Genomic DNA, 22,114 nt, shown 5'->3' with positions numbered 1-22,114 from the left:
GAATCTCTCTGTTCAGATCGCGCTCGATCCATCCTAATTGTGTTCAGTCTCTACCAGTTCAATACAAAGAATACTGAGTTAAATCATATCTAGTCGATATTGTGGCACAGTGAGCGAATTTCAAGCGTCAATCACATATTTCAATTTTGCAAAGTATATTAAGTGATTATCTTGCTAACGACCATGGCTATTACCATTTGTTTGAGTTAAGTACATAAAAATAGCGTCTAATCGCCTAGTTCTTCATCATAGCTAAAAAAAGCTCACCAGCATTGTCGGTATTATCTCTGCCGAGATCCCGATACAACGAGGATAGCAGCAAATTTTAGGTATAAAAAAACCAGACCGAAGTCTGGTTTTAGAAAACTATTCTAGATTGCTTACGCTAGAACCATATTAGGCTCAGCAAACGCAACCGGAGAACCCGCTTCTTCTTCAAAAGTCGCCCATTCCCAGGCTTCTTGATCTGCGAGTACTGCACGCAACAATTTGTTGTTCAGTGCATGACCAGACTTGTAAGCGCGTAACTCGCCAACAATACTATGACCGCACATATAAAGGTCACCAATGGCATCTAAGACTTTGTGAGTTACAAACTCGTTATCAAATCGCAGGCCTTCTTCGTTCAGAATACGGTATTCATCCAATACGATAGCACAATCAAAACTGCCACCTAGGCATAAGTTCTGAGACTGGAGGTACTCGATGTCACGCATAAAGCCAAATGTACGGGCGCGAGAAATATCTTTAACGAATGCTTGAGTTGAAAAGTCAAAAAGAAGGTGTTGTTCTTCCGATTCAATCGCCGGATGATCAAACTCAATAGCAAAGTCCATGCGAAAACCGTCATGGGGAACGAGTTCTGCCCACTTATCACCGTCTTCGATACGTACTTTCTTTTTGATTCGTACAAATCGCTTTGGTGCATTTAACGTTTCGATGCCTGCTGATTGTAATAGATATACAAACGGGCTTGCACTGCCATCCATAATCGGAATTTCTGGTGCATCTACCTCAATAATGACGTTATCGATGCCCATACCAGCCAGAGCAGCACTTAAGTGCTCAACAGTTGAAATACGGATACCTTGGTCATTAACCAATGCTGTACATAACATCGTATCACGGACAGAAGCGGGATCTGACGGAAAGTCGACAGGTGGCTCGATGTCTGTGCGTCGATATATAACACCGGTATTTGCAGGTGCAGGGCGCATCGTAAGCGTGACTTTACGACCAGAGTGTAATCCCACTCCAGTTGTTTTCACCATCTCTTTAAGAGTACGTTGCCTGATCATCATTACCTCGCCTACTAGTATTAAATGTACGGCCTATCTATTACGGCCGCACATCCTAACACGTTTTTGACAAATATCAATCGAACAAAGGTCAAATATCAGTCAGCTTGGCGACGTAAAAACGCCGGTATATCCAAATATCCGCTCTCTTTTTCTTGCTTAGGTGCCGCGCTAGCGCTACCTGAGGCAGAAGATGCAGGACTACTTGGAGCCGTCTGTGGCTTCACTTCGTTCTCTTTATGCAAGTTATTAGCTTGCAAAGTTTGTGCCGGTTTTTCTTCTTTTTTCGCTACTGTTGCTGGTTGCGCTGTTGGTGTTACAGGCTGAGGCGACTGAGCTTTTTGAGTATTACCTGTCACTAATGTGATTTCAGGTTTTTTCTCTGTACCGATACCTGTCGCGACCACGGTCACGCGGATTTCATCCGTCATGTCTGGGTCTAGTGAGGTACCGATAACAACCGTTGCATTATCTGATGCAAAGGCTTTTACAGTATTACCTACAGTTTCGAATTCGTCGAGACGCATATCCAAACCTGCTGTGATGTTCACAAGAACGCCACGAGCACCAGCTAAGTCGATATCTTCCAATAGTGGGCTAGAAATTGCCGTTTCTGCCGCTTCTTCAGCACGGTCTTCACCGCGAGAGATACCGCTACCCATCATTGCATGGCCCATTTCCGACATTACAGTACGAACATCCGCGAAATCGACGTTGATCATGCCTGGGCGAGTAATCAACTCAGCAATACCTTGCACTGCATTTTTAAGTACGTCATTTGCACTAGCAAATGCTTCAAGCAGTGTTACACCACGGCCAAGTACTTTTAACAGCTTTTCATTTGGGATAGTGATCAAAGAATCGACGTGCTTAGAAAGCTCTTCGATACCTTGCTCTGCAAATGCCAAACGTTTTTTACCTTCAAAGCCAAATGGCTTAGTTACGACAGCAACAGTAAGAATACCGAGCTCTTTCGCAACTTCAGCTATCACAGGTGCAGCACCGGTACCAGTACCACCACCCATGCCAGCAGCTATAAATACCATATCGGCACCAGTTAAAATTTCTTTAAGCTGATCTCGATCTTCTAGTGCTGCTTCACGACCAACTTGTGGGTTTGCACCCGCTCCCAAGCCTTTCGTGATGTCGCCACCAATTTGAATTACGCTGTTTACGGTCGTTTTGCGTAGCGCTTGTGCATCCGTGTTAACACTGATGAATTCTACGCCTTCAATAGACTCACGCACCATGTGTTCAACGGCGTTACCACCGCCACCACCAACTCCAACGACTTTGATTACCGCATCGTCAGACATTTCCATCATCGGTTCAAACATTTGTTATCTCCGTTTTCCCTGCCGCCAGGTTAAAACTCTTTCTGAATCCAATTACGCATTTTTGCCAACAAACCAGTGACGTTACCGCCACGCTTTGGTTCATTGTAGTCGCCGTCCTCATGGAACTGGCTATCTTTTGCGTAATGGAGTAATCCAACCGCCGTAGAATGATACGGCGCCTTAACATAATCAGTTAAGCCACTTACTTCTAGTGGCTTACCAACGCGTACTTGATTGCGGAATACACGCTCCGCACACTCAACTATCCCTTCTATTTGCGCAGCTCCGCCTGTTAAGACAACACCTGCTGCCAAGTGATGCTTAATGCCATCATTGCGCAATTTTTCTTGGACAGTATCAATTGTTTGATTTACCAAACCCATAAGTTCAGTATATCTTGGTTCTATTACTTCAGATAACGTCTGCCTTTGTAAGCTACGCGAAGGACGTCCTCCCACGCTTGGCACATTGACGGTATCATCTTTGCTGACCAATTCGCTTAACGCACAACCATACTTTACTTTTATTTCTTCTGCATCGCTCACTGGCGTACCAAAAGCAAAAGCAATGTCACTTGTTACAGCATTACCAGCATAAGAAAAAACTTCTGTGTGTCTGAGTGCCCCACCAGTCCAGATAGAAACATCCATCGTGCCAGCGCCAATATCAACAACACAAACACCTAATTCACGTTCATCTTCGGTGAGCACTGCATTACTAGATGCTAGCCCAGAGAACACTAATTGCTCAACTTTAAGGCCACATCTTTCAACGGCTTTTATGATATTGCGTGCCATATCGTTATGGCAAGAGATTAAATGAACGCTAACCTCCATTCGGACCCCAGAAAGACCAAGCGGGTTTTTAATCCCTTCTTGATAATCAATGGTGAACTCTTGAGGAATTACATGCAGGATTCTCTGTTCATCGCCAATTTTTATTGATTTGGCGGTATGAATCGCACGATCCATATCGTCTTGTGAAACTTCTTCGTCAGAGATTGTGCCCATGCCTTTTTCTATACGGCTACCGATATGGCTGCCTGATAGAGAAATAAACACACTGCTGATTCTACACTCAGCCATAAGCTCAGCCTGATCAACTGCGCGTTGCACCGATTTAACCACTGATTCTAAATCGTTTACACCGCCCTTATCCATACCTCTGGAAGGGCTCGAACCTGCACCAATAATGTTAATCTGACCATCGGGTAAACACTCGCCAACCAATGCTGAAACGGTCGCGGTACCGATATCAAGACCAACGATTATGTTGTCATCTGCGGTCTTAGTCATTGACTCTCTCTTGTATCAAATCTTGTTCCGGAAACCACCCAACGGCAGCACCCGTATCATACCTGAGATCTATATGGCTGATTTTCTCAGCTTTATTTCCCAACTTTTTATAAAGCAAAGTAAATCGTCTAACTCTTTCTTCAAGCGCTTCTTTGCCTAATTCTAGACGAATACCGCTTGATAGGATCACTTGCCAAGCACGTCGATCGTTTAACACAAGCGATGACACCTGCAAACCAAGTGGTTCAAGTAACCCATCTATTTTTGCCCACGCATCCACCACCTGATGGTTGCTGCCTTCTGGCCCGTATAGTTTTACTTTTTCTGCATCTAATGATGCGATATCAGCGTAGAAAATATCACCTTGCTGATTAAGTAAATCCATACCATTCCATATGGCTAGAGCCTTGTGCTCTACAAGATAGACCTTAACGGTTTCAGGCCACTGTTTACGAATTGAAGCATACGCCACCCAAGGGAGCTCATTTAATGCTTGCTGCAATTCGTCAACATCTTGCGACATAAATGTCCCGATGTGTTCAATTGAACTTAAAGCTGTCTGTACATCTTCAAGATGCACATGATGTAATTGGCCTTCAACAACGAGTTTCGATAAGGGTAATCGTTGGTCATCTAACATCCAATTGAATGTTGATATCAACATACTCGCGATACCAAATGTCACAACCAATAAGAAAATCAGACCAACTATCTGTTTTCTTGCCAAAGTCCCTAAGGAAGTTCGTTCTGCAACTATCGAATTAGTCATCCAGTATCATACCAAGTATCGTGAGCTAATTTTCATAGCGATTAACGACTAAGCTCTCGTTTTTTGGTATCCAAGCTTCCAAATACATTTATAATTCCACTTAACCTACCGATTATACTGGCCAATAGCCCAGTGTCTATCCGAGAGCGCAATAAATATGACCAATTTTGACTTATGGGTTAAAAACCTAGCATATTTCACATCTCTATGCTTGCTTTAACTTTTCGATGTCTAACTCTAATTCTTCTAACTGTTTCGCTACCTTGCCGACATCACCCGCACCTTGAGTTAACACTAAGTCGCCATCTTGCAGTACATTTGCCAAAACACTAGGCAATTGCTCAGACTCAGGAACAAAAATCGGATCAATTTTACCTCGGCTGCGAATGGTACGACAAAGCGCGCGGCCATCAGCACCAGCAATCGGCGCTTCGCCCGCAGAGTAGACATCCAGCATAATAAGCACATCGACTTTCTCTAGTACGTTTGCGAAGTCATCGTACAAATCGCGGGTGCGGCTGTAGCGATGAGGTTGGAATATCATCACCAAACGTTTATCTTCCCACCCAGCACGAGCTGCTTGAATGGTCACATCCACTTCACTTGGGTGATGACCATAATCATCCACCAGCATTGCGGTGCCATTGCCGGTTTCAAATTCACCTAAATGATCAAACCGACGGCCAGTTCCTTGAGTGCCAGCCATCGCTTTAAGAATCGCTTCATCACTTACGTCATCTTCCGTCGCGACGGCAATAGCAGCCGATGCATTTAAAGCATTGTGCTTACCAGGAATATTGAGAGTAATGTCCAAATTCGCTTTGCCTTGGCGCACAACGGTAAATTTACCTTGCTGCCCTTGCTGGCGGTAGTTCTCAAGCCTTACGTCTGCATCTTCTGAGAAACCATAAGTAATCACCTGACGGCTCACTCGCGGGATCAATTCGCGAACAACGGGATCATCGATACACATGATGGCTTGACCGTAAAACGGCAAGTTATGTAGAAAATCGATAAAGGTTTGCTTAAGTACTTCGAAGTCACCACCATATGTGTCCATATGATCGGCTTCAATGTTAGTAACAATGCTTACCATTGGCTGTAAATGTAAGAATGAAGCATCACTCTCATCCGCTTCAGCGATAAGAATACGGCTCGAACCTAACCTTGCATTAGTACCAACACTTTTTACCAAGCCACCGTTTACGAACGTTGGATCAAGGCCTGCCTCAGAGTAAATTTGGGTAACCAAAGCGGTGGTTGTCGTTTTACCATGCGTGCCGGCAACCGCTATGCCATGTCTAAAGCGCATAAGCTCCGCTAGCATTTCTGCGCGACGTACCACTGGAATTCTTCTTTCTTTCGCGGCAACAAGTTCTGGATTCTTTTCGTTAATCGCAGTTGAAACAACGACAACGCTCGCCTTTTCGACGTGTTCCGCACTGTGGCCAAAAAATACGTGAGCACCTTTACTCGTCAAGCGATCCGTAACCGGATTGGCTGATAGGTCTGAACCTGTGATGTGATAGCCTTCATTTAACAATACTTCGGCGATACCACTCATACCCGCGCCACCAATACCGACAAAATGAATTGTTTTAACACGTCGCATTTCAGGGATCAGTGCGCGGATTTTGGAAATATCTTGATTATGTTCAATCGTCATCACTTGGTACTCATTATCTTGTTAGTTGACTAATGGCATCGGCCACTACTTTGTCAGCATCTAATTTTGCTTCAGAGCGAGCTTGTTTCGACATTTCAAGCAAAGCCACTCTGTCTAATTCTTTTATTTGATGGGCAAGACCGGCCGCGGTCAAATCGGGTTGCTCTATCATCTTGGCGGCACCCGCAACAACCAAATGATCGGCATTTAATGCCTGTTGGCGATCTTTGTGCATAAATGGGACAAAGATAGCTGCCACGCCAGCCGCGGATAATTCAGAAACAGTCAATGCTCCTGAGCGACATACCACAAGATCCGCCCATTCATACGCACTGGCAACGTCATCGATAAATTCGGTGACTTTAGCATCCGTAACGCCATGATTTTGATAATCTTGTTCAACACTGGCTTGGTTGTTTTTCCCCGCTTGATGCCAAACGGTATAATCAGAACCAAGCTCTGCTAATGCTGGAGGTAACGTTGTATTTAAAATGCGAGCACCTTGACTGCCACCCATAACCAGTATTCGTATTGCGCCATCACGACTTGCAAGCCTTTGCTCTGGTGCGGCTATCGCGACTACGTCTTCTCTGACTGGATTACCTACAACCGGTGCGTCAGAAAAAGCGCCCGAGAATGCTTGAAAGACGCGCTTAGCAATTTTTGACAACCACTGATTAGTCAAACCAGCGACCGCATTTTGCTCGTGCAGCACAACAGGGATACCACTTAGCCAAGCAGCAATACCGCCCGGGCCACTCACGTAGCCACCCATGCCAAGTACCGCATCAGGCTGCCAACGTTTAATGTGCTTACGAGCCTGTAAAATGGCATGAAAGATCTGCCATGGCGCCTTAATTAACTTCAATAAACCTTGGCCACGTAAACCTTTTACTTTAATGAAATCAATCTCGATACCATGCTTTGGAACCAAATCCGCTTCCATTCTATCTTCAGTGCCTAACCAGCGGATCTCCCACCCTTGCTGCTGCAATTTCTTGGCAACTGCAAGCCCTGGAAATACGTGCCCACCGGTACCACCGGCCATGACCAATAAACGCTTATTTTTGTTCATTCTCTGTCTTTTTAATCTCTGCTTGATCCACTGGGCCCGCAATGCGGCTTTCGTGATCAATTCTTAATAAAATAGCCACCGCCACACTCATTATAATGAGGCTAGAACCACCATAACTTATCAGTGGCAAGGTCAACCCTTTGGTTGGAACCATCCCAGCAGCCGCACCGACATTAACCAAGGTTTGGAATGCGAACCAAATACCGATACCAAACCCAAGATAACCGCCAAATACTTTATTGGCCTCAAAAGCACGTTTCCCGATAAAAATAGCTTTCGTCACTAAAGCAAAGATCAATATCAGCACCAAACTTACGCCAATGAAACCTAACTCTTCAGCCATAACAGCAAAAACGAAATCGGTATGCGCTTCTGGTAAATACTCTAATTTCTGGATCGAATTACCTAGCCCCTGACCAAACCAGTTTCCTCGACCGAATGCCATTAATGACTGGGTCAGCTGGTAACCACTGCCAAATGGGTCACTCCATGGGTCCCAAAAGGAGGTAACTCGACGAACTCGATAAGGCTCGACCAAAATCAGGACGACCACACCTGCAACGCCAACAATCACCAGCGCCAAAAATTGCCACAACTTAGCTCCGGCAATAAATAACATACCAAACATGGTCACCAACATGACGACAACGGTGCCAAGATCGGGCTGGCCAAGTAATAAAAAAGCCAACAAGCCAAATACCATGATCGGCTTAAAAAAACCGCCAAAGAAAGTACTTCGAACTTCTTCTTGTTTACGGACTAAATAACCAGACATGAACATGAACAAAGATAACTTAGCAATTTCTGCTGGTTGTAAGTTAAATAGCCCAAGGGGAATCCAGCGAGATGCACCATTAACCGATTTACCCGCAACCAGTACGACAATGAGCAATACAAAAGAGAGAGTCAGTAAATAATGACTGTAACGAAACCATTTCTCTAGCGGTATTTGTACGACCACTGTCGCCGTACAAAGAGACAAGAATAAAAAGGCACAGTGACGATACATAAAGTGAAACGGGCCGTCGGTCAACCGAGCACTAATCGGAAACGATGCTGACGTTACCATCACAAGGCCGATTAACATCAGTCCAATCGCGATCCAGACCAATTGCCGATCATAGAACGCCTCTGGAGACGGCCTGAATAACCAAGCATACAAGTCCGATATGTTTTCTTTAAGCTTACCCACTTAAGCGTCCATTCAACCGTTAAACTTCTAGATTCGCGTAATGCTGTGCCAATGCTGTAAATGCATCACCACGAGCCATAAAATTCGGGTATTGATCAAAACTGGCACACGCAGGAGACAACATCACAATATCTTCGTCTGTGACTTCAGCGTCAATATGAGCCATGGCTTGATCCATCGTATCCCAGCGCTTAGCCGATGGATGTAGTGACATAAATTGTGAACCGTCATGTCCAAAACAGTGCAATTGAACAGGAAGCTTATTCAGTACTGGAGCCAAAACAGAAAAGTCTGCTCCTTTACCATCACCACCGACAAGTAAATGCAGTTGTCCTCGGCATTCCAGTCCAGATAATGCCGCTAACGTACTGGCGACATTGGTCGCTTTTGAATCGTTAACCCACTTAACCCCTTTAGCATACGCAACGACTTGGCAACGATGCGTCAGGCCTTGGTAAGATTTAAGTGAATCCAGTGTTTTTTTGTAATCAATTCCAGCCGCTTTTAGTAATGCCATCGCCACCAGCGCATTTGTGCTGTTGTGCTTACCGACTAAACTCATTTGATTGGCAGGCATAATAGGTTGGTGATGCTCAGATAAATAAGTAACGCCATCGATAATTGAAAGACCGAAAGCATTTGCATCATCGTCGTCACCAAAGGTCACGACATCGCCAGCAAAGTCAGGGTTAGGCCACGTTGCTTTGTCTGCTCGATTTACTACCGCTACTTGGCTGTGGGCAAAAATACGTTGTTTTGCTTGTCCGTAACCTTTCATGCCGTCATAGCGATCCATATGGTCTTCAGACAAGTTCAAATACGCCGCGGCAGCAAGATGTAAGTTTGATGTGGTTTCTAGTTGGAAGCTCGAAAGTTCTAGGACGTACAAATCGGCATCTTGCTCTAATAAATCCAAAGCAGGTACACCAATGTTGCCACCAACACCGACGTTTAGCCCGATGGATTTCGCCATAACCCCTGTTAAGTCAGTCACGGTGCTTTTACCGTTCGATCCGGTAATCGCCACAACGGGCTTGTTCACGGCCCACGCAAACAATTCAATATCACCCACAACAGGAATGTTCGCTTCTAAAGCTTGTTGAATTTCAGGTGTGCGCAGCGCAATACCTGGATTCGCTACAACCAGATCTGCATCAAGTAACCATGCCATATTCCAGCTACCAGAATGCAGTTCCACTCCTGCTGGCAATTTGTCTTTTGCCGGTGGTTCGCTTCGAGTATCTATCACTTTCACATCGATATTAGGTTGTGTTTTCACGATATGATTAACGACAGAGAGCCCGGTAATACCGAGCCCTACAACCACAACCTTATTGATCTCTTGCCAAGAGTTCATTCATTTTTCCTTGCGCCAATAGGCTGCTTACATAAGATTAACGCACTTTCAGTGTCGCTAGACCTATTAATACCAAAACAATTGAGATGATCCAAAAACGAACAATAACACGAGGCTCAGGCCAACCTTTTAGCTCGTAATGGTGGTGTATAGGAGCCATGCGGAAAATACGTTGCCCGCGCAGTTTGTATGAACCTACCTGCAAAATAACAGATACTGTTTCCATTACAAATACGCCGCCCATGATCACCAACAACAATTCCTGACGAACTAACACGGCAATCGTACCTAGTGCGCCACCTAACGCTAGCGAACCAACATCACCCATGAATACTTGTGCTGGGTAGGTATTAAACCAAAGGAAGCCAAGGCCTGCACCAACGATTGCTGTACAGATTACCACTAACTCACTAGCGTGAGGAAGATAAGGAATATGTAAGTAGCTTGCATAGTTAACGTTACCCGTAGCCCATGCAATCACGGCGAAGCCTGCTGCAACCAGAACGGTAGGCATAATCGCTAACCCATCTAGACCATCGGTTAAATTAACGGCGTTACTGGTTCCTACGATGACAAAGTACGTCAATAATATGTAGAGAATGCCCAACTGCGGCATAATGTCTTTGAAAAATGGTACAACAAGCTGCGTTGCTGCAGTATCTTTGCCGTAAGCATAGAGTGCAAACGCAACCACAAACGCGATGGCTGACTGCCAGAAGTACTTCCAACGAGCAATAAGACCATCGGTGTTCTTACGTACGACTTTGCGATAATCGTCCACAAACCCGACGACACCATAACCAAGCGTGACGAACATCACCGCCCAAATATACGGGTTAGACAGATCGGCCCACAAAAAGACGGTAATCGCAATTGCGGCTAAGATCATCAAACCGCCCATGGTAGGCGTACCGCGCTTACTAAAGTGAGATTCCGGTCCGTCATTACGCACAACTTGGCCGATTTGCAGCATTTGCAAACGCTCAATTAAGCGTGGTCCCATCCACAAAGACAGGCCTAATGCTGTTAATACACTTAAAATCGCTCGAAACGACAAGTAATCGATCAAACGGAAAAAAGAAAAATATGGCTGAAGTAAGTCTGCAAGCCAGATAAACATTATAAAATCTCCTTCAAAGCAGCAACGATCTTGCTCATCCCTGCGCTATTCGCACCTTTCACTAATAAAGTGTGGGTTGAGTTGCTGTTATTATTCAAATGCTGCTCAATATAAGTAATCATCGCCTCGTGACTCTCAAAGTGCGTGCCATGACAAATGTCGCTGATTACTTTTGTGTCCTCGCCAAAGGTAAGGACATGTTCAAAATCAAATGGGGCAGCATGTTGTCCGACTTGTCGATGAAGTTCAAGACTTTCCTGCCCTAATTCAGCCATAAAGCCCAAAATAAGCCAGCGTTGCCCCTGATAATTTGCCAGTAAATCCACTGCCGCTTTCATCGCTGGCACACTGGCGTTGTAGCTATCATCAATTAAGCGAACGTCTTTCTTCAATTCCATGACTTCGACTCGACCCGATACATTAGTCATGTTAGCCAAGCCATGTTTGATTTCTGTCAAGCTAGCGCCAGCATTCTGTGCGATCGCCGCCGTTGCTACCGCATTTGATACATTGTGAGCACCTACTAACGTTAGCGTTACGGTGATGTCACCCAATGGAGTATGTAAACAAAACGTCGCAAGGCCCAGCTCATCCAGTTCAATGTCAGAAGCGTAAAAATCGGCTTGTCGATTTTGCTGCGAAAAAGTAACCACTTTTTTATCCGCTAGCACATCATGCCAAAATTCTAGGCCGTTACTGTCCATATTCACAACGGCGATATCATCGGAATTAAGCCCTTGATAAATTTCGCCCTTAGCTCGCTTAACACCATCAATGGAACCAAAACCTTCAAGGTGAGCCGCAGCAACGTTATTCACCAGAGCGATGCTTGGTTTTGTCAATTGCGTGGTATAGGCGATTTCATTCAGGTGATTGGCACCTAATTCTATCACCGCATAATCTTGTTTAGCATTACGACGGAGCAGAGTTAACGGAACACCAATATCATTGTTAAAGTTACCCGCCGTAGCAAGCACGCTGCCGCGTTGCTGTAATATCGCCGCCAGCATTTCTTTTACGGTGGTTTTGCCGCAACTTCCCGTTAAGGCAATCGTCCTACATGGCGATTGTTGGTGAACCCAAGCTGCAATATCACCCAAGGCTTGTTTGGTATTATTCACAACAAGTTGGGGGATATCTAATGGCAACGGCTTTTCAACAACAATTCCGCTTGCGCCATTTAACATGGCTTGTTCACAAAACTGGTGGCCATCAAAACGCTCACCCACCAAAGCAATGAACAACGAACCTTGCTCTATGGTTCTGGTGTCCGTTGAAACAGCAGAAATATCAGCATCAAGGCCAATTAATTTGGCTTGTAATTCAGACGCCATTTGCTGCAATGAAAAGTTGATCATTTGGTCAGCTCCAGTAATTCCATCGCAGTTTCACGATCTGAGTAATGGATGGTCGATTCAGCCATGACTTGGTAATCTTCGTGGCCTTTGCCTGCCAGTAAAATAATGTCGTTTTCATCCGCATGGCTAAGTGCATGTAAGCACGCTTGATAACGGTCATGCTCAACAATTGCTTTGTCAGGTTCAGCCATTCCAGCCAACATATCTTTGACGATAATGGCAGGATCTTCTCCGCGAGGATTATCATCGGTCAAAATACAATGGTCACCAAGACGTTCAGCAATGTCGGCCATCATAGGTCTTTTACCTGTATCTCGATCACCACCGCAACCAATAACGGCCCAAAGCTTTCCTTGGCAATGAACACGCAATGCTGACAGTGCTTTTTCTAATGCGTCGGGTGTATGCGCGTAATCAACGACAACTTTTGCTTTACCCGCTGTTTGAAACAATTCCATACGCCCAATGACTGGCAATAATTTTGGCGCCGTATTTAGCAATTGCTGTTTATCGACGCCTAGAGTTAACAAACTGGCCAAGGCCAACATCAAGTTACTGGCATTAAAAGCACCAATCAAAGGCGCCTGCAATGTACCTTTGCCCCAAGAGCCATCAAATTTGATATCAATACCTGTTTCCGAATAATCAACATGCGTCGCAAACAGGGTTTGATTAGGCGCTTGAGCTAAATCGGCAGACTTGTGATTAAGCGAAACCGCCACATTATTTGGCAGTATTTGTAACCAACTGGCTCCTACTTCATCATCAATATTAAGCACAGCTTGTTGGCATTGATGGTCGCGAAACAGTGACAATTTAGCATTGGCGTACTCTTCCATCGTGCCATGATAATCAAGATGATCACGGCTCAGGTTAGTAAAAATGCCCACTTTGAAAGACAAATCTCTGACTCGGCCTTGAACCAAGCCGTGAGAAGACACTTCTAATGCTGTGTACTTAGCTCCTTGCTGAGCCAAACTCGCTAGCGTATCAGCAATTTCAATGGCATTGCCCGTGGTGTTTGCTGCCGCTTGAAGATCAGAAAGGAACCCGTTTCCGGTTGTCCCCATTACTGCTGACTTTTCACCGAGCAAGTCTAACCACTGCGCGATGAGCTGAGTAATGGTCGTTTTGCCATTAGTGCCAGTAACGCCAATTAGTCCCATTTCAGACTGACCATAAAAACGTACGGCTAATGCAGACAAAACCGTGTCTAAATCCTGAATATAAATCACAGGGACTGAGCCTACAGACTCAACAAGACCGTGTACTTTTTCATCACAAGCTTGCGCCAATACCGCGTTAGCTCCTAACGTTAAAGCTTTTTCAATGTACTTTCGACCATCAACGGCATGGCCTTTTATAGCAACAAACGTATCTCCACTTTCAACTTTACGACTATCGAGACGCAGTTGATTCACCATCACATCTTGTGAATCGGTTAAGGATAAAGAAACCCATGGTTTTAGTAATGACGTAAGCTGATGCACGTAATTAACCTCTGTTGCTAGAATTAAACTGATTTTCGTCTGGCGCGACATTCAAAATTTGTAGCGCTCCTTTCATCACTTCCGCAAAGACGGGAGCCGCTACTGCACCACCATAATATTGATCACCCTGAGGTTCATTGATAACCACGACCAGTGCCACTCTAGGGTTACTGACTGGCGCAATACCTGCGGTATACGCGAAGTATTCATCACTGTACCCGCCCGCCGTTGCTTTACGAGATGTTCCCGTTTTGGCGGCGATTCTGTATCCAGGCACGGCGGCACGAGTTGCTGAGCCCCCTTTCTGGGTAACTTGCTCCATCATCTCGAGCACCATCTTAGCGTTGTCTTTATCAACAACCGGCGTCGATATGTCTTGCCCGTTGTCTTTTACGATATGAAGTGGGCGGTAAACTCCGTAGTTACCTAAGGTGGCGTAAGCATGAGCCAATTGAATAGGCGAAACAGCAAGCCCATAACCAAATGATAAGGTGGCTATTTCAAACTTCGACCAACGGCGACGACTAGGGAAGATACCGGATGTTTCACCGACCAAGTTCAAGCCACTTGTCTCACCAAAACCAACGGAACTGTACATACCTAGTAGAGCTTCAAGCGGCATATTTAACGCCAACTTTGCGACACCGATATTACTGGATTTTTTGAGAATGGTGGTTAAGTCCGCTTTGCCTACTTTAGAGACATCTCGCACTCGGCTACCGCCTAATTGCATGATGCCATTCCCAGTATCTATCACGGTATCTTTGTCTGCGGTGCCATTTTCCAAGGCCGCTAATACAACAAATGGTTTAACCGTTGAACCCGGTTCAAAAGCATCGGTAATGGCTCGATTACGCATTCGATAGTTCTGCAGTTGGGAGCGATTGTTTGGGTTATATGATGGGGCGTTCACCATACTTAACACTTCGCCTGTCTTTACATCGAGCATGACGATCGAAGCCGAGGTTGCATTATAATCCGCAACCGCCTGTTTGACCGCACGGTAGGCAATGGCTTGAATTCGTTGATCGACAGTCAACTGTAAAGGTTCGCCCTGTTCACGCTCTTCTAAAGAAATATTTTCAACCACGCGACCAAATCTGTCTTTACGTATGGTTTTCTTACCCGCTTCACCGGTTAACCATTGATCGTAAGTACGTTCTACCCCTTCCAGCCCGTGTCCGTCGATGCCAGTAACACCAATTAGATGTGCACTCACTTCCCCCGAAGGGTAATACCGGCGAGATTCCTGCTTAAGACCTACACCCGCCAGTTTTAACTCGCGTATATAGTTCGCCATAGCAGGGCTCACTTGCCGTTGTAAATAAATGAAACGACGAGTGCTATTTTTCTTAATTCGATTAAGCAGCTTTTCTCGATCAACCCCCAACACATCAGCAAGTGCATGCCAAGGTTCAATCGGATTTAGTCCACCTTCTTTAAAGATGGTTTTAGGATCGGCCCAAACCGCATCAACAGGCACACTCACCGCTAAAGCTTCGTTATTTCTTTCAGAGATAATGCCACGAGCAGAAGGCAAAGCTTTAACGCGGACAGAACGCATATCACCTTGACGAATCAAGTTGTCTGGTTCGATGATTTGAATGTAGGCAAGCCTAGAAATTAATGCCGCGAGGGCAACGAATACAAAAAACAACAATGTACGAAAACGCCAAGGGCTCAAGCCGACCACTGGCGATTCCTTTGCGCTTTGGTTATTACTTTTCTTCGGGCGAGGTTTGGTCGTCATTTTAAGGACACTATCACTTCTTTGTCTGCATCTGGCCGTCTCATATCAAGCTCAGTGGCGGCCAGTTGTTGAACTCTTGTGTGCTCAGACAAAGCATTCTCTTCTAAGATAAGGTTGCGCCATTCATTATCTAAGCGATCACGCTCAGTTAGGGCACTATCTCGTTGATGAATAGCTTGTCGTGCATCATGAGTGGTGTGAACAATCCACATAGCGGAACCAAACGCACACATCAGCATAAGCAAAGGCCAGCGCCCTACGGTTAGTAGGTCTTGACCAATGTGCTTCGCGAGATTGATGCTTGGTGTTTTTTCACTCATGACCATTAACTACTATAGTTTTTCACCGATACGAAGTACCGAGCTACGTGAGCGAGTGTTTACATCGACTTCCGCATCACTCGGCTTAATTGCTTTACCGACGGTTTTCATTGCCGCACTGCCTAGCTCAGCAATTTGTGCTTCGGTTAATGGTAGTCCATGAGGAACTTGCGGACCACGACTCTCTTTACGCATGAAGTGTTTAACCATACGGTCTTCAAGAGAGTGGAAGCTAATCACTGATAAACGGCCTTCAGGAGCCAATATGGATAACGCCCCTTTTAGTGCGGTATCAATTTCATCTAGCTCACTGTTAATGTAAATACGAAATGCTTGGAAGCTACGTGTCGCTGGGTGTTTTTTCTCTTTAAAGCTTTTTGGTGCAGCTTCAGAAATAAGCTTAACTAACTGGCCAGTACGTGTCAGAGGTTCGTTTTCCTCGTTTTCACGATACGCGACAATCGCCTTTGCAATTCGTCTTGCGTGTTTATCTTCACCAAACTCACGAATAACCCAAGTAATATCATCTAAATCCGCTTCTTGCAGCCACTGAGAAACTGGCATGCCTGAAGTCGGGTCCATACGCATATCAAGTGGCCCATCTTTCATGAAACTAAATCCACGCTCAGCATCATCAAGCTGTGGAGAAGAAACACCTAAATCCAGCAAGACACCATCAACTTGACCGACTAAGTCATAGCGTTCTGCGTATTCTGCCATGCCCGAAAAAGGACCATGTACAATAGTGAAACGAGGGTCATCAATTTTTTGAGCTTCAGCGATCGCCGTTGGATCTCGGTCAATACTGAATAAGCGACCATTTTCACCCAACTTAGAGAGAATCGTGCGGCTATGACCGCCACGGCCAAACGTACCGTCAATGTAAGTGCCGTCAGGTTTAATTGCTAAGCCATCAATAGATTCGTTAAGCAAAACTGAAATGTGTTTAAAAGATTCGGTCATGGTGTTCTCGTTAGATGTACTTAGCTTATAAAAGACGAAACTCTAGTGTACTGATTTAAGATCGTCTCGCCACTCCCTAAACAAGGAATCGGGTGATTTAGTGCCAAGTTTACGGGATTAATAATTAACTGCGTCAATATAACGCAAAAAACCCATCACCGCGGTTAAGCGGTGATGGGTCTCGTATAGGTGGAGTTGACACATACGCCGGGTTCTGTCTCCGCTTGCGCGGCGGTAACCATTCGTCTAGGCCTGCAATCGCTCACAGGCTCAAGCAATCTACCCGCCCCCATACGCGAGCAACGCAATGTGAGGGCCTATTTGATCTTGCTCCGGGTGGAGTTTACCTTGCTACGCACTGTTGCCAGACGCACGGTGCGCTCTTACCGCACCCTTTCACCCTTACCTGTGCTTACTTCCCTACTCCGAAGAATAAAAGAAGATTAAGCCATCGGCGGTTTTCTCTCTGCTGCACTTGTCGTGAGCTCGCGCTCCCCAGGCGTTACCTGGCACCCTGCTCTATGGAGCCCGGACGTTCCTCCCCTCCATCAGTCTCCCAAAGGACATCAATGAAGCAGCGATTACCCAGTCAACTCCGATGGCGGATTGTATAGAGAAAGAAGTAACGTGTCTAGCAAAGAGAAAGCTTTCAGCCAATATCACAACCGACTGGCGAGATTATAAGCAAATGCAGCCCACCTTTAACCTACCCCACCAACCCCTCGGCTCCTAATACTCCGCTTTTAGCACTTAGCCTTTAGTACTTAGCTTTTAGTACTTAGCTTTTAGTACTTAGCTTTTCGTACTTAAATGCTCCAATCCCCACTTATACAACGCATTTTTCTTAAGATTGTAGATCTCAGCCGTCAATGCCGCCGCTTTCTTAAGGGGCAACTCTTTTGTCAAGATAGCCAGCGTTCGTGTCGCTTCGTCAGGTAACTCTTCTGAGACTTCTTCACGGTGACCATGAATCAACAGTACCATCTCACCGCGTTTACGGTTATCGTCTTCTTCGATCCATGGAATCAAGTCACCCAGAGGCATGCCTTGGATCGTTTCAAAAGTCTTAGTTAACTCACGAGCCATCACAACTTCGCGATCAGGCCCTAGGATCTCAAGCATATCGGCTAATGAATCCATTATTCTGTGTGGCGATTCATAGAAAATACACGTACGCTCTGCTTTGGCGATTTCTAAGAATTTATCTTTGCGGCCTTTGCTTTTGGCAGGTAAGAAGCCTTCAAAGCTGAAACGGTCAGAAGGCAAACCCGATGCACTAAGCGCCGTAATAACTGCGCATGCACCCGGTAATGGCACAACCCTGACACCGGCTTGACGACATTGAGTCACCAAATGATAACCTGGGTCACTGATGAGCGGTGTTCCTGCATCAGAAACCAGTGCAATTGAAAGTCCTTGTTGTAATTTTTCGACTAACACTTGCGCTTTTTGCTGCTCATTGTGATCATGTAAGGCAAAGGTTTTGGTTTTGATGCTGAAATGAGATAATAAACGGCCTGTATGGCGCGTATCTTCGGCAGCAATCAAATCAACGCTATGAAGCACATCCAGCGATCGTTGGGTGATGTCGCCTAAATTCCCAATAGGGGTTGGCACAATGTAGAGAGTTGGGATCTCTGACGGGGAAGTTTTTATGTCTGTCATTTGTTTACCATCACTTCAACGATTAATATAGAGATAACTTTTGTATTTTGTTAAACAAGAACTCACAGCTATGAAGAACAAAAAAAGAATCAGTGTACCACGCCTTCTTACACCCATTGCATTAGCAATTACCTTAGCTGCGTGTTCTTCCAGCCCGCAAGCGCCTACCGCAGTTGATATAACCGCAGCACCAACACAGAGTGCTCAATCTTATGTTATGCAAGCGGATAGCCTACAAGGTAGCATTCAAAATGACTTGCTGATCATGGCACTTAAGGCGGCGACCCAGAACCAAGAATGGAACCAAGCCAATCTTCTGTCTAAGCGTTTAGCAAAACAATCACTCAGCCCAGTTCAAATGGCAGAGTGGCAGTTAGCGCGGGCGCTGATCCTAACGCATGAACAGTCTCCACAACAAGCGCTAAAACAACTTAACTTTCAGCCTTGGTGGCCATTAAGCAATTCGCAATGGTTAAGTTACCATCAACAAAGAGCCGAACTTTTTGCGCAACTACAAGATCACTTCAATGTAAGTCGAGAATACATCCTTTCAAGTAATTACCTTGCAGAAGATGAACAAGAAACGATTGCCAACAAAGTATGGGCAAGCTTACACCTTTATTCTGAATACGAATTGACGGCTCAAGTCGCCGAACAAGATGAAGCGGTATTAGACGGCTGGTTACAACTCGCTATTTATATGAAAACGCTTTCTAACAATCCAGGTCAGCTTAAAAATACGCTAGAAAAATGGTTAGCAGAGAACAGTACGCACCCAGCGAACTTGTATACTCCTGCTGATATTCAAGCGATTTTGGATCTTGAAATCATCAAACCTCAGAATACAGCACTGTTGTTACCTCTGAGTGGTAAATATGCATCTCAAGGCCAGTTAGTGCGTGATGGGTTCATCCACGCTATGTTAGACGACTTCAATCGCGATGCGGATGCAACGCTAACGGTATTGGATTCCGAAGCACTCTCTATGGAGCAGCTGCAAAAAGAACTGGTAGAGCGTAATGTCGACTTCATTGTCGGCCCACTGCAAAAAAACGAAGTTGAACAGCTGCAAAATACGACAGAATTGCCGATGCTTGCGCTGAATATTCCCGACCAACCGCTTGCAGACAATCGCTTTTGCTACCTTACCCTTTCACCTGAACAAGAAGTCGCGCAAGCTGCGAAGCACTTATTCAGTAACGGTTACCAGTACCCGTTGATTCTGGCTCCAAAAGGCCGCCTAGGTGAACGCGTTGCAGCAGCGTTTGAAAAAGAGTGGCAGAAATACAGTAAAAACGAAGCGGCTGTAAGCTACTTCGGCAGTAAAGCTCAGCTACAAAACAATATCAACTCGGTGTTTGGGCTTAATAGCAGCCAAGCACGTATTGCTCAGTTAAATAAACTGATCGGCATGGAAACCGAGTCTCAAGCTCGAAGCCGTCGTGACATCGACTCGGTATACATTGTTGCTAAAAATGATGAGCTCACCCTGATTAAGCCTTTCATTGAAGTTGCCATCAACCCTGATAGCACACCGCCAAAATTGTTCTCAAATTCACGTAGCAATAACGGCAATAAGCGCCAATATGAAGATCTAACGGGTGTCGCATACAGCGATATTCCTTTGCTCTTAGATCAAGACTCATCACTCAACAACAAAATTAATACTCTTTGGCCAAAAAGCAGCAATGCCGAAAAACGTCTACACGCTTTAGGTATGGATGCGTATCGCTTGATTGTTGAATTACCACAAATGAAAGTTGTTCCCGGCTATCAGGTAAGTGGCCAAACAGGTAAGCTCTCAATTGATGAACAATGTGTCGTTCAACGCGAGATAGGCTGGTCCGAGCATGGTAAGCTTTGATAAAAGAAAGCTCGGCCAACAATATGAAACCATGGCAAAAGAGTTTCTCATTCGCCATGGTCTTGATTTCATTGAGGCCAACTTCAACTGCAAGTGCGGTGAACTTGACCTTATAATGAGGGAACGCAACGCCATTGTCTTTGTCGAAGTTAAATACAGAAATCAGAAAAACTTCGGTAACGCTGCCGAAATGGTCACTTACAGCAAGCAACAAAAGCTGATAAAAACCGCACAATGGTGGCTAAGAACACAAAAACTATCCCCTTACGACACTGAATTTCGCTTTGATGTCATTGCTATTCACCAAAAAGGTGATGACATCAATTGGATAAAAAACGCAATAACTCAAGGATAACCGATGCTCGATAGCATTAGAGAAAGCTTCACAGAAAGCATTCAGATTCAAATCGCAGCGGCTGAAGCCCTGCCCGACCACATCACTCAAGCCGCTCATTCAATGGTGAATAGCTTACTTAACGGCAATAAGATTTTGTGCTGTGGTAATGGTGGTTCTGCATCGAACGCTCAACAATTTGTGTCTTGCTTACTCAATCATTTTGAAACTGAGCGCCCCAGCCTACCTGCAATGGCACTCACCGCCGACAATACCACCCTGACAGCAGTAGCCAATGACTACCACTATCAAGAGATATTCTCAAAACAAGTACGCGCTTTCGGTCAACCTGGTGACATACTGCTTGCAATATCGACCAGCGGTAACAGTAAAAATGTTATCAAAGCAATGGAGGCGGCGGTAACTCGTGATATGACGATCATCGCCTTAACCGGCAAAGATGGTGGTGAGATGGCGGGACTACTTGGTGAGTCGGATGTTGAAATTCGTATTCCTTCCCAACGTACCGCACGTATACACGAAGTTCATATGGTTACGCTTCACTGTTTATGTGATTTGATTGATCAAGTTCTGTTCCCTTCTCACGAAGAGTAAGCCTTATGTTCAGCCCGTGTAACGTGGCAAGTAAAGGAGGTACATGTAATGTTTAAAAGATGGGTACTCGTATCAGCTTGCATAATGAGCTTATCCGGCTGTGCAGGTTTGTTCGTTGCAGGCGCAGCTACCACAGCCGCTATTGTCACAGATACTCGTTCAGCGGAACAAATTTGGCAAGACAGCCAATTAGAGTTTGAAGTGGCAGGCATCAGCAATAAAAAGCCCTACCCTGGCAACTTGAAAGCCACTGCAACGGTATTTAACGGTAAGGTGATTTTAATCGGTCAAGCCGTTACCGAAGACATTCGTCATGAGTTTGCATCGAAAGTTCGTGAAGTCAAAGGCGTATCATCAGTTTCAAACCAATTGCGAGTCAAGCCATTGTTAGAACTGTCTACGATAAGCCAAGATAGCTGGGTAACAACCAAAGTAAAATCATCACTCTTAACTGATTCATCGTTAAACGGTGTAAAAATAAAAGTAATCACAGAGGACGGCGAAGTGTTCTTATTGGGTTACGTTACGCCTGAACAAGCCGATACAGCCGTTGAGATCACCAGAAACATTTCGGGTGTTAAACAAGTCATCAAAGCGTTCGAGATTAATCACACCGCCCAGGCCGAAGCAATAGAACCCTAATTAA

General features: G+C 45.2%; 19 protein-coding genes and 1 other RNA gene. 4 read left to right on the top strand and 16 right to left on the bottom strand.

The window, feature by feature from the left end; all coding sequences use genetic code 11:
• Window positions 1-380 precede the first annotated feature (380 nt).
• From lpxC to rsmI, 16 genes are all read right to left on the bottom strand, one after another.
• Window positions 381-1,298: a UDP-3-O-acyl-N-acetylglucosamine deacetylase gene (gene lpxC, locus VTAP4600_RS01225; RefSeq protein WP_102523848.1), complete on the bottom strand. Its 918-nt coding sequence runs from the start codon at window positions 1,296-1,298 to the stop codon at window positions 381-383.
• 98 nt (window positions 1,299-1,396) lie between these two features.
• A complete protein-coding gene (gene ftsZ / locus VTAP4600_RS01220) occupies window positions 1,397-2,635 on the bottom strand; it encodes a cell division protein FtsZ (protein ID WP_102521131.1) in 1,239 nt (412 codons plus the stop codon).
• Window positions 2,636-2,664: 29 nt separating this feature from the next.
• The gene (gene ftsA, locus VTAP4600_RS01215) at window positions 2,665-3,930 is read right to left on the bottom strand and encodes a cell division protein FtsA (RefSeq protein WP_102521130.1); all 1,266 of its coding nucleotides are present in this window, start codon (window positions 3,928-3,930) and stop codon (window positions 2,665-2,667) included.
• Window positions 3,923-4,699: a cell division protein FtsQ/DivIB gene (locus tag VTAP4600_RS01210; RefSeq protein ID WP_102521129.1), complete on the bottom strand. Its 777-nt coding sequence runs from the start codon at window positions 4,697-4,699 to the stop codon at window positions 3,923-3,925. The genes ftsA and VTAP4600_RS01210 overlap by 8 nt, the downstream gene beginning before the upstream one ends.
• Window positions 4,700-4,904: 205 nt before the next feature.
• On the bottom strand, window positions 4,905-6,365 hold the full coding sequence (gene murC / locus VTAP4600_RS01205) for a UDP-N-acetylmuramate--L-alanine ligase (RefSeq protein ID WP_102521128.1): 1,461 nt from the start codon (window positions 6,363-6,365) through the stop codon (window positions 4,905-4,907).
• A 13-nt stretch (window positions 6,366-6,378) separates the two neighbouring features.
• Complete coding sequence (gene murG / locus VTAP4600_RS01200; RefSeq protein WP_102521127.1) at window positions 6,379-7,440, bottom strand: undecaprenyldiphospho-muramoylpentapeptide beta-N-acetylglucosaminyltransferase; 1,062 nt, start codon at window positions 7,438-7,440, stop codon at window positions 6,379-6,381.
• Window positions 7,427-8,632 (bottom strand): cell division protein FtsW, encoded by a 1,206-nt coding sequence (gene ftsW, locus VTAP4600_RS01195; RefSeq protein ID WP_102521126.1) that lies wholly within the window; start codon window positions 8,630-8,632, stop codon window positions 7,427-7,429. Before ftsW ends, murG begins: the two co-directional genes overlap by 14 nt.
• 19 nt (window positions 8,633-8,651) lie before the next feature.
• Window positions 8,652-9,989, bottom strand: a complete 1,338-nt coding sequence (murD, locus tag VTAP4600_RS01190) for a UDP-N-acetylmuramoyl-L-alanine--D-glutamate ligase (RefSeq protein WP_102521125.1) — start codon at window positions 9,987-9,989, stop codon at window positions 8,652-8,654.
• A gap of 37 nt (window positions 9,990-10,026) precedes the next feature.
• On the bottom strand, window positions 10,027-11,109 hold the full coding sequence (gene mraY, locus VTAP4600_RS01185; RefSeq protein WP_102521124.1) for a phospho-N-acetylmuramoyl-pentapeptide-transferase: 1,083 nt from the start codon (window positions 11,107-11,109) through the stop codon (window positions 10,027-10,029).
• Window positions 11,109-12,467, bottom strand: a complete 1,359-nt coding sequence (locus VTAP4600_RS01180) for a UDP-N-acetylmuramoyl-tripeptide--D-alanyl-D-alanine ligase (protein WP_102521123.1) — start codon at window positions 12,465-12,467, stop codon at window positions 11,109-11,111. Before VTAP4600_RS01180 ends, mraY begins: the two co-directional genes overlap by 1 nt.
• Window positions 12,464-14,008, bottom strand: coding sequence for a UDP-N-acetylmuramoyl-L-alanyl-D-glutamate--2,6-diaminopimelate ligase (gene murE / locus VTAP4600_RS01175; protein ID WP_102521122.1), 1,545 nt, complete (start codon window positions 14,006-14,008; stop codon window positions 12,464-12,466). Before murE ends, VTAP4600_RS01180 begins: the two co-directional genes overlap by 4 nt.
• On the bottom strand, window positions 13,962-15,707 hold the full coding sequence (locus tag VTAP4600_RS01170) for a penicillin-binding transpeptidase domain-containing protein (RefSeq protein ID WP_102521121.1): 1,746 nt from the start codon (window positions 15,705-15,707) through the stop codon (window positions 13,962-13,964). The genes murE and VTAP4600_RS01170 overlap by 47 nt, the downstream gene beginning before the upstream one ends.
• A complete protein-coding gene (gene ftsL / locus VTAP4600_RS01165; protein WP_102523847.1) occupies window positions 15,704-16,027 on the bottom strand; it encodes a cell division protein FtsL in 324 nt (107 codons plus the stop codon). Before ftsL ends, VTAP4600_RS01170 begins: the two co-directional genes overlap by 4 nt.
• A 12-nt stretch (window positions 16,028-16,039) precedes the next feature.
• On the bottom strand, window positions 16,040-16,990 hold the full coding sequence (gene rsmH, locus VTAP4600_RS01160) for a 16S rRNA (cytosine(1402)-N(4))-methyltransferase RsmH (protein WP_102521120.1): 951 nt from the start codon (window positions 16,988-16,990) through the stop codon (window positions 16,040-16,042).
• A gap of 187 nt (window positions 16,991-17,177) precedes the next feature.
• An RNA gene (gene rnpB, locus VTAP4600_RS01155) (RNase P RNA component class A) lies at window positions 17,178-17,587 on the bottom strand.
• A 195-nt stretch (window positions 17,588-17,782) separates the two neighbouring features.
• Window positions 17,783-18,655, bottom strand: coding sequence for a 16S rRNA (cytidine(1402)-2'-O)-methyltransferase (rsmI, locus tag VTAP4600_RS01150; RefSeq protein ID WP_102521119.1), 873 nt, complete (start codon window positions 18,653-18,655; stop codon window positions 17,783-17,785).
• 70 nt (window positions 18,656-18,725) lie between these two features.
• On the opposite strand from rsmI, the gene VTAP4600_RS01145 reads away from it, so the two are divergent.
• Genes VTAP4600_RS01145 through VTAP4600_RS01130 form a run of 4 tightly spaced genes read left to right on the top strand, consistent with a single transcriptional unit; the run spans window position 18,726 to window position 22,110 of the window.
• On the top strand, window positions 18,726-20,519 hold the full coding sequence (locus VTAP4600_RS01145) for a penicillin-binding protein activator (RefSeq protein WP_102523846.1): 1,794 nt from the start codon (window positions 18,726-18,728) through the stop codon (window positions 20,517-20,519).
• Window positions 20,506-20,874: a YraN family protein gene (locus VTAP4600_RS01140; RefSeq protein ID WP_102521118.1), complete on the top strand. Its 369-nt coding sequence runs from the start codon at window positions 20,506-20,508 to the stop codon at window positions 20,872-20,874. Before VTAP4600_RS01145 ends, VTAP4600_RS01140 begins: the two co-directional genes overlap by 14 nt.
• A 3-nt stretch (window positions 20,875-20,877) precedes the next feature.
• Complete coding sequence (locus tag VTAP4600_RS01135; RefSeq protein WP_102521117.1) at window positions 20,878-21,468, top strand: phosphoheptose isomerase; 591 nt, start codon at window positions 20,878-20,880, stop codon at window positions 21,466-21,468.
• Window positions 21,469-21,516: 48 nt separating this feature from the next.
• Window positions 21,517-22,110, top strand: a complete 594-nt coding sequence (locus VTAP4600_RS01130; protein WP_102521116.1) for a BON domain-containing protein — start codon at window positions 21,517-21,519, stop codon at window positions 22,108-22,110.
• The last annotated feature ends 4 nt before the right edge of the window (window positions 22,111-22,114 follow it).

This window comes from Vibrio tapetis subsp. tapetis, assembly GCF_900233005.1.
In the GTDB taxonomy this organism is placed as follows: Bacteria; Pseudomonadota; Gammaproteobacteria; order Enterobacterales; family Vibrionaceae; genus Vibrio; species Vibrio tapetis.
The sequence above is the reverse complement of the archived record's forward strand: the minus strand, read 5'-3'. Positions and strand labels throughout refer to the sequence as shown.

Excerpts from the sequence above, each read along its gene's own strand:
- murC (WP_102521128.1), bottom strand. The coding sequence starts at position 6,365 with ATGACGATTGAACATAATCAAGATATTTCCAAAATCCGCGCACTGATC.
- rsmH (WP_102521120.1), bottom strand. The coding sequence starts at position 16,990 with ATGACCGAATCTTTTAAACACATTTCAGTTTTGCTTAACGAATCTATT.
- murG (WP_102521127.1), bottom strand. The coding sequence starts at position 7,440 with ATGAACAAAAATAAGCGTTTATTGGTCATGGCCGGTGGTACCGGTGGG.
- mraY (WP_102521124.1), bottom strand. The coding sequence starts at position 11,109 with ATGTTTATCTGGCTTGCAGACTTACTTCAGCCATATTTTTCTTTTTTC.
- ftsL (WP_102523847.1), bottom strand. The coding sequence starts at position 16,027 with ATGAGTGAAAAAACACCAAGCATCAATCTCGCGAAGCACATTGGTCAA.
- ftsA (WP_102521130.1), bottom strand. The coding sequence starts at position 3,930 with ATGACTAAGACCGCAGATGACAACATAATCGTTGGTCTTGATATCGGT.
- VTAP4600_RS01130 (WP_102521116.1), top strand. The coding sequence starts at position 21,517 with ATGTTTAAAAGATGGGTACTCGTATCAGCTTGCATAATGAGCTTATCC.
- rsmI (WP_102521119.1), bottom strand. The coding sequence starts at position 18,655 with ATGACAGACATAAAAACTTCCCCGTCAGAGATCCCAACTCTCTACATT.
- VTAP4600_RS01135 (WP_102521117.1), top strand. The coding sequence starts at position 20,878 with ATGCTCGATAGCATTAGAGAAAGCTTCACAGAAAGCATTCAGATTCAA.
- VTAP4600_RS01140 (WP_102521118.1), top strand. The coding sequence starts at position 20,506 with ATGGTAAGCTTTGATAAAAGAAAGCTCGGCCAACAATATGAAACCATG.
- ftsZ (WP_102521131.1), bottom strand. The coding sequence starts at position 2,635 with ATGTTTGAACCGATGATGGAAATGTCTGACGATGCGGTAATCAAAGTC.
- lpxC (WP_102523848.1), bottom strand. The coding sequence starts at position 1,298 with ATGATCAGGCAACGTACTCTTAAAGAGATGGTGAAAACAACTGGAGTG.
- VTAP4600_RS01210 (WP_102521129.1), bottom strand. The coding sequence starts at position 4,699 with ATGACTAATTCGATAGTTGCAGAACGAACTTCCTTAGGGACTTTGGCA.
- murD (WP_102521125.1), bottom strand. The coding sequence starts at position 9,989 with ATGAACTCTTGGCAAGAGATCAATAAGGTTGTGGTTGTAGGGCTCGGT.
- VTAP4600_RS01180 (WP_102521123.1), bottom strand. The coding sequence starts at position 12,467 with ATGATCAACTTTTCATTGCAGCAAATGGCGTCTGAATTACAAGCCAAA.
- VTAP4600_RS01170 (WP_102521121.1), bottom strand. The coding sequence starts at position 15,707 with ATGACGACCAAACCTCGCCCGAAGAAAAGTAATAACCAAAGCGCAAAG.
- murE (WP_102521122.1), bottom strand. The coding sequence starts at position 14,008 with ATGTCGCGCCAGACGAAAATCAGTTTAATTCTAGCAACAGAGGTTAAT.
- VTAP4600_RS01145 (WP_102523846.1), top strand. The coding sequence starts at position 18,726 with ATGAAGAACAAAAAAAGAATCAGTGTACCACGCCTTCTTACACCCATT.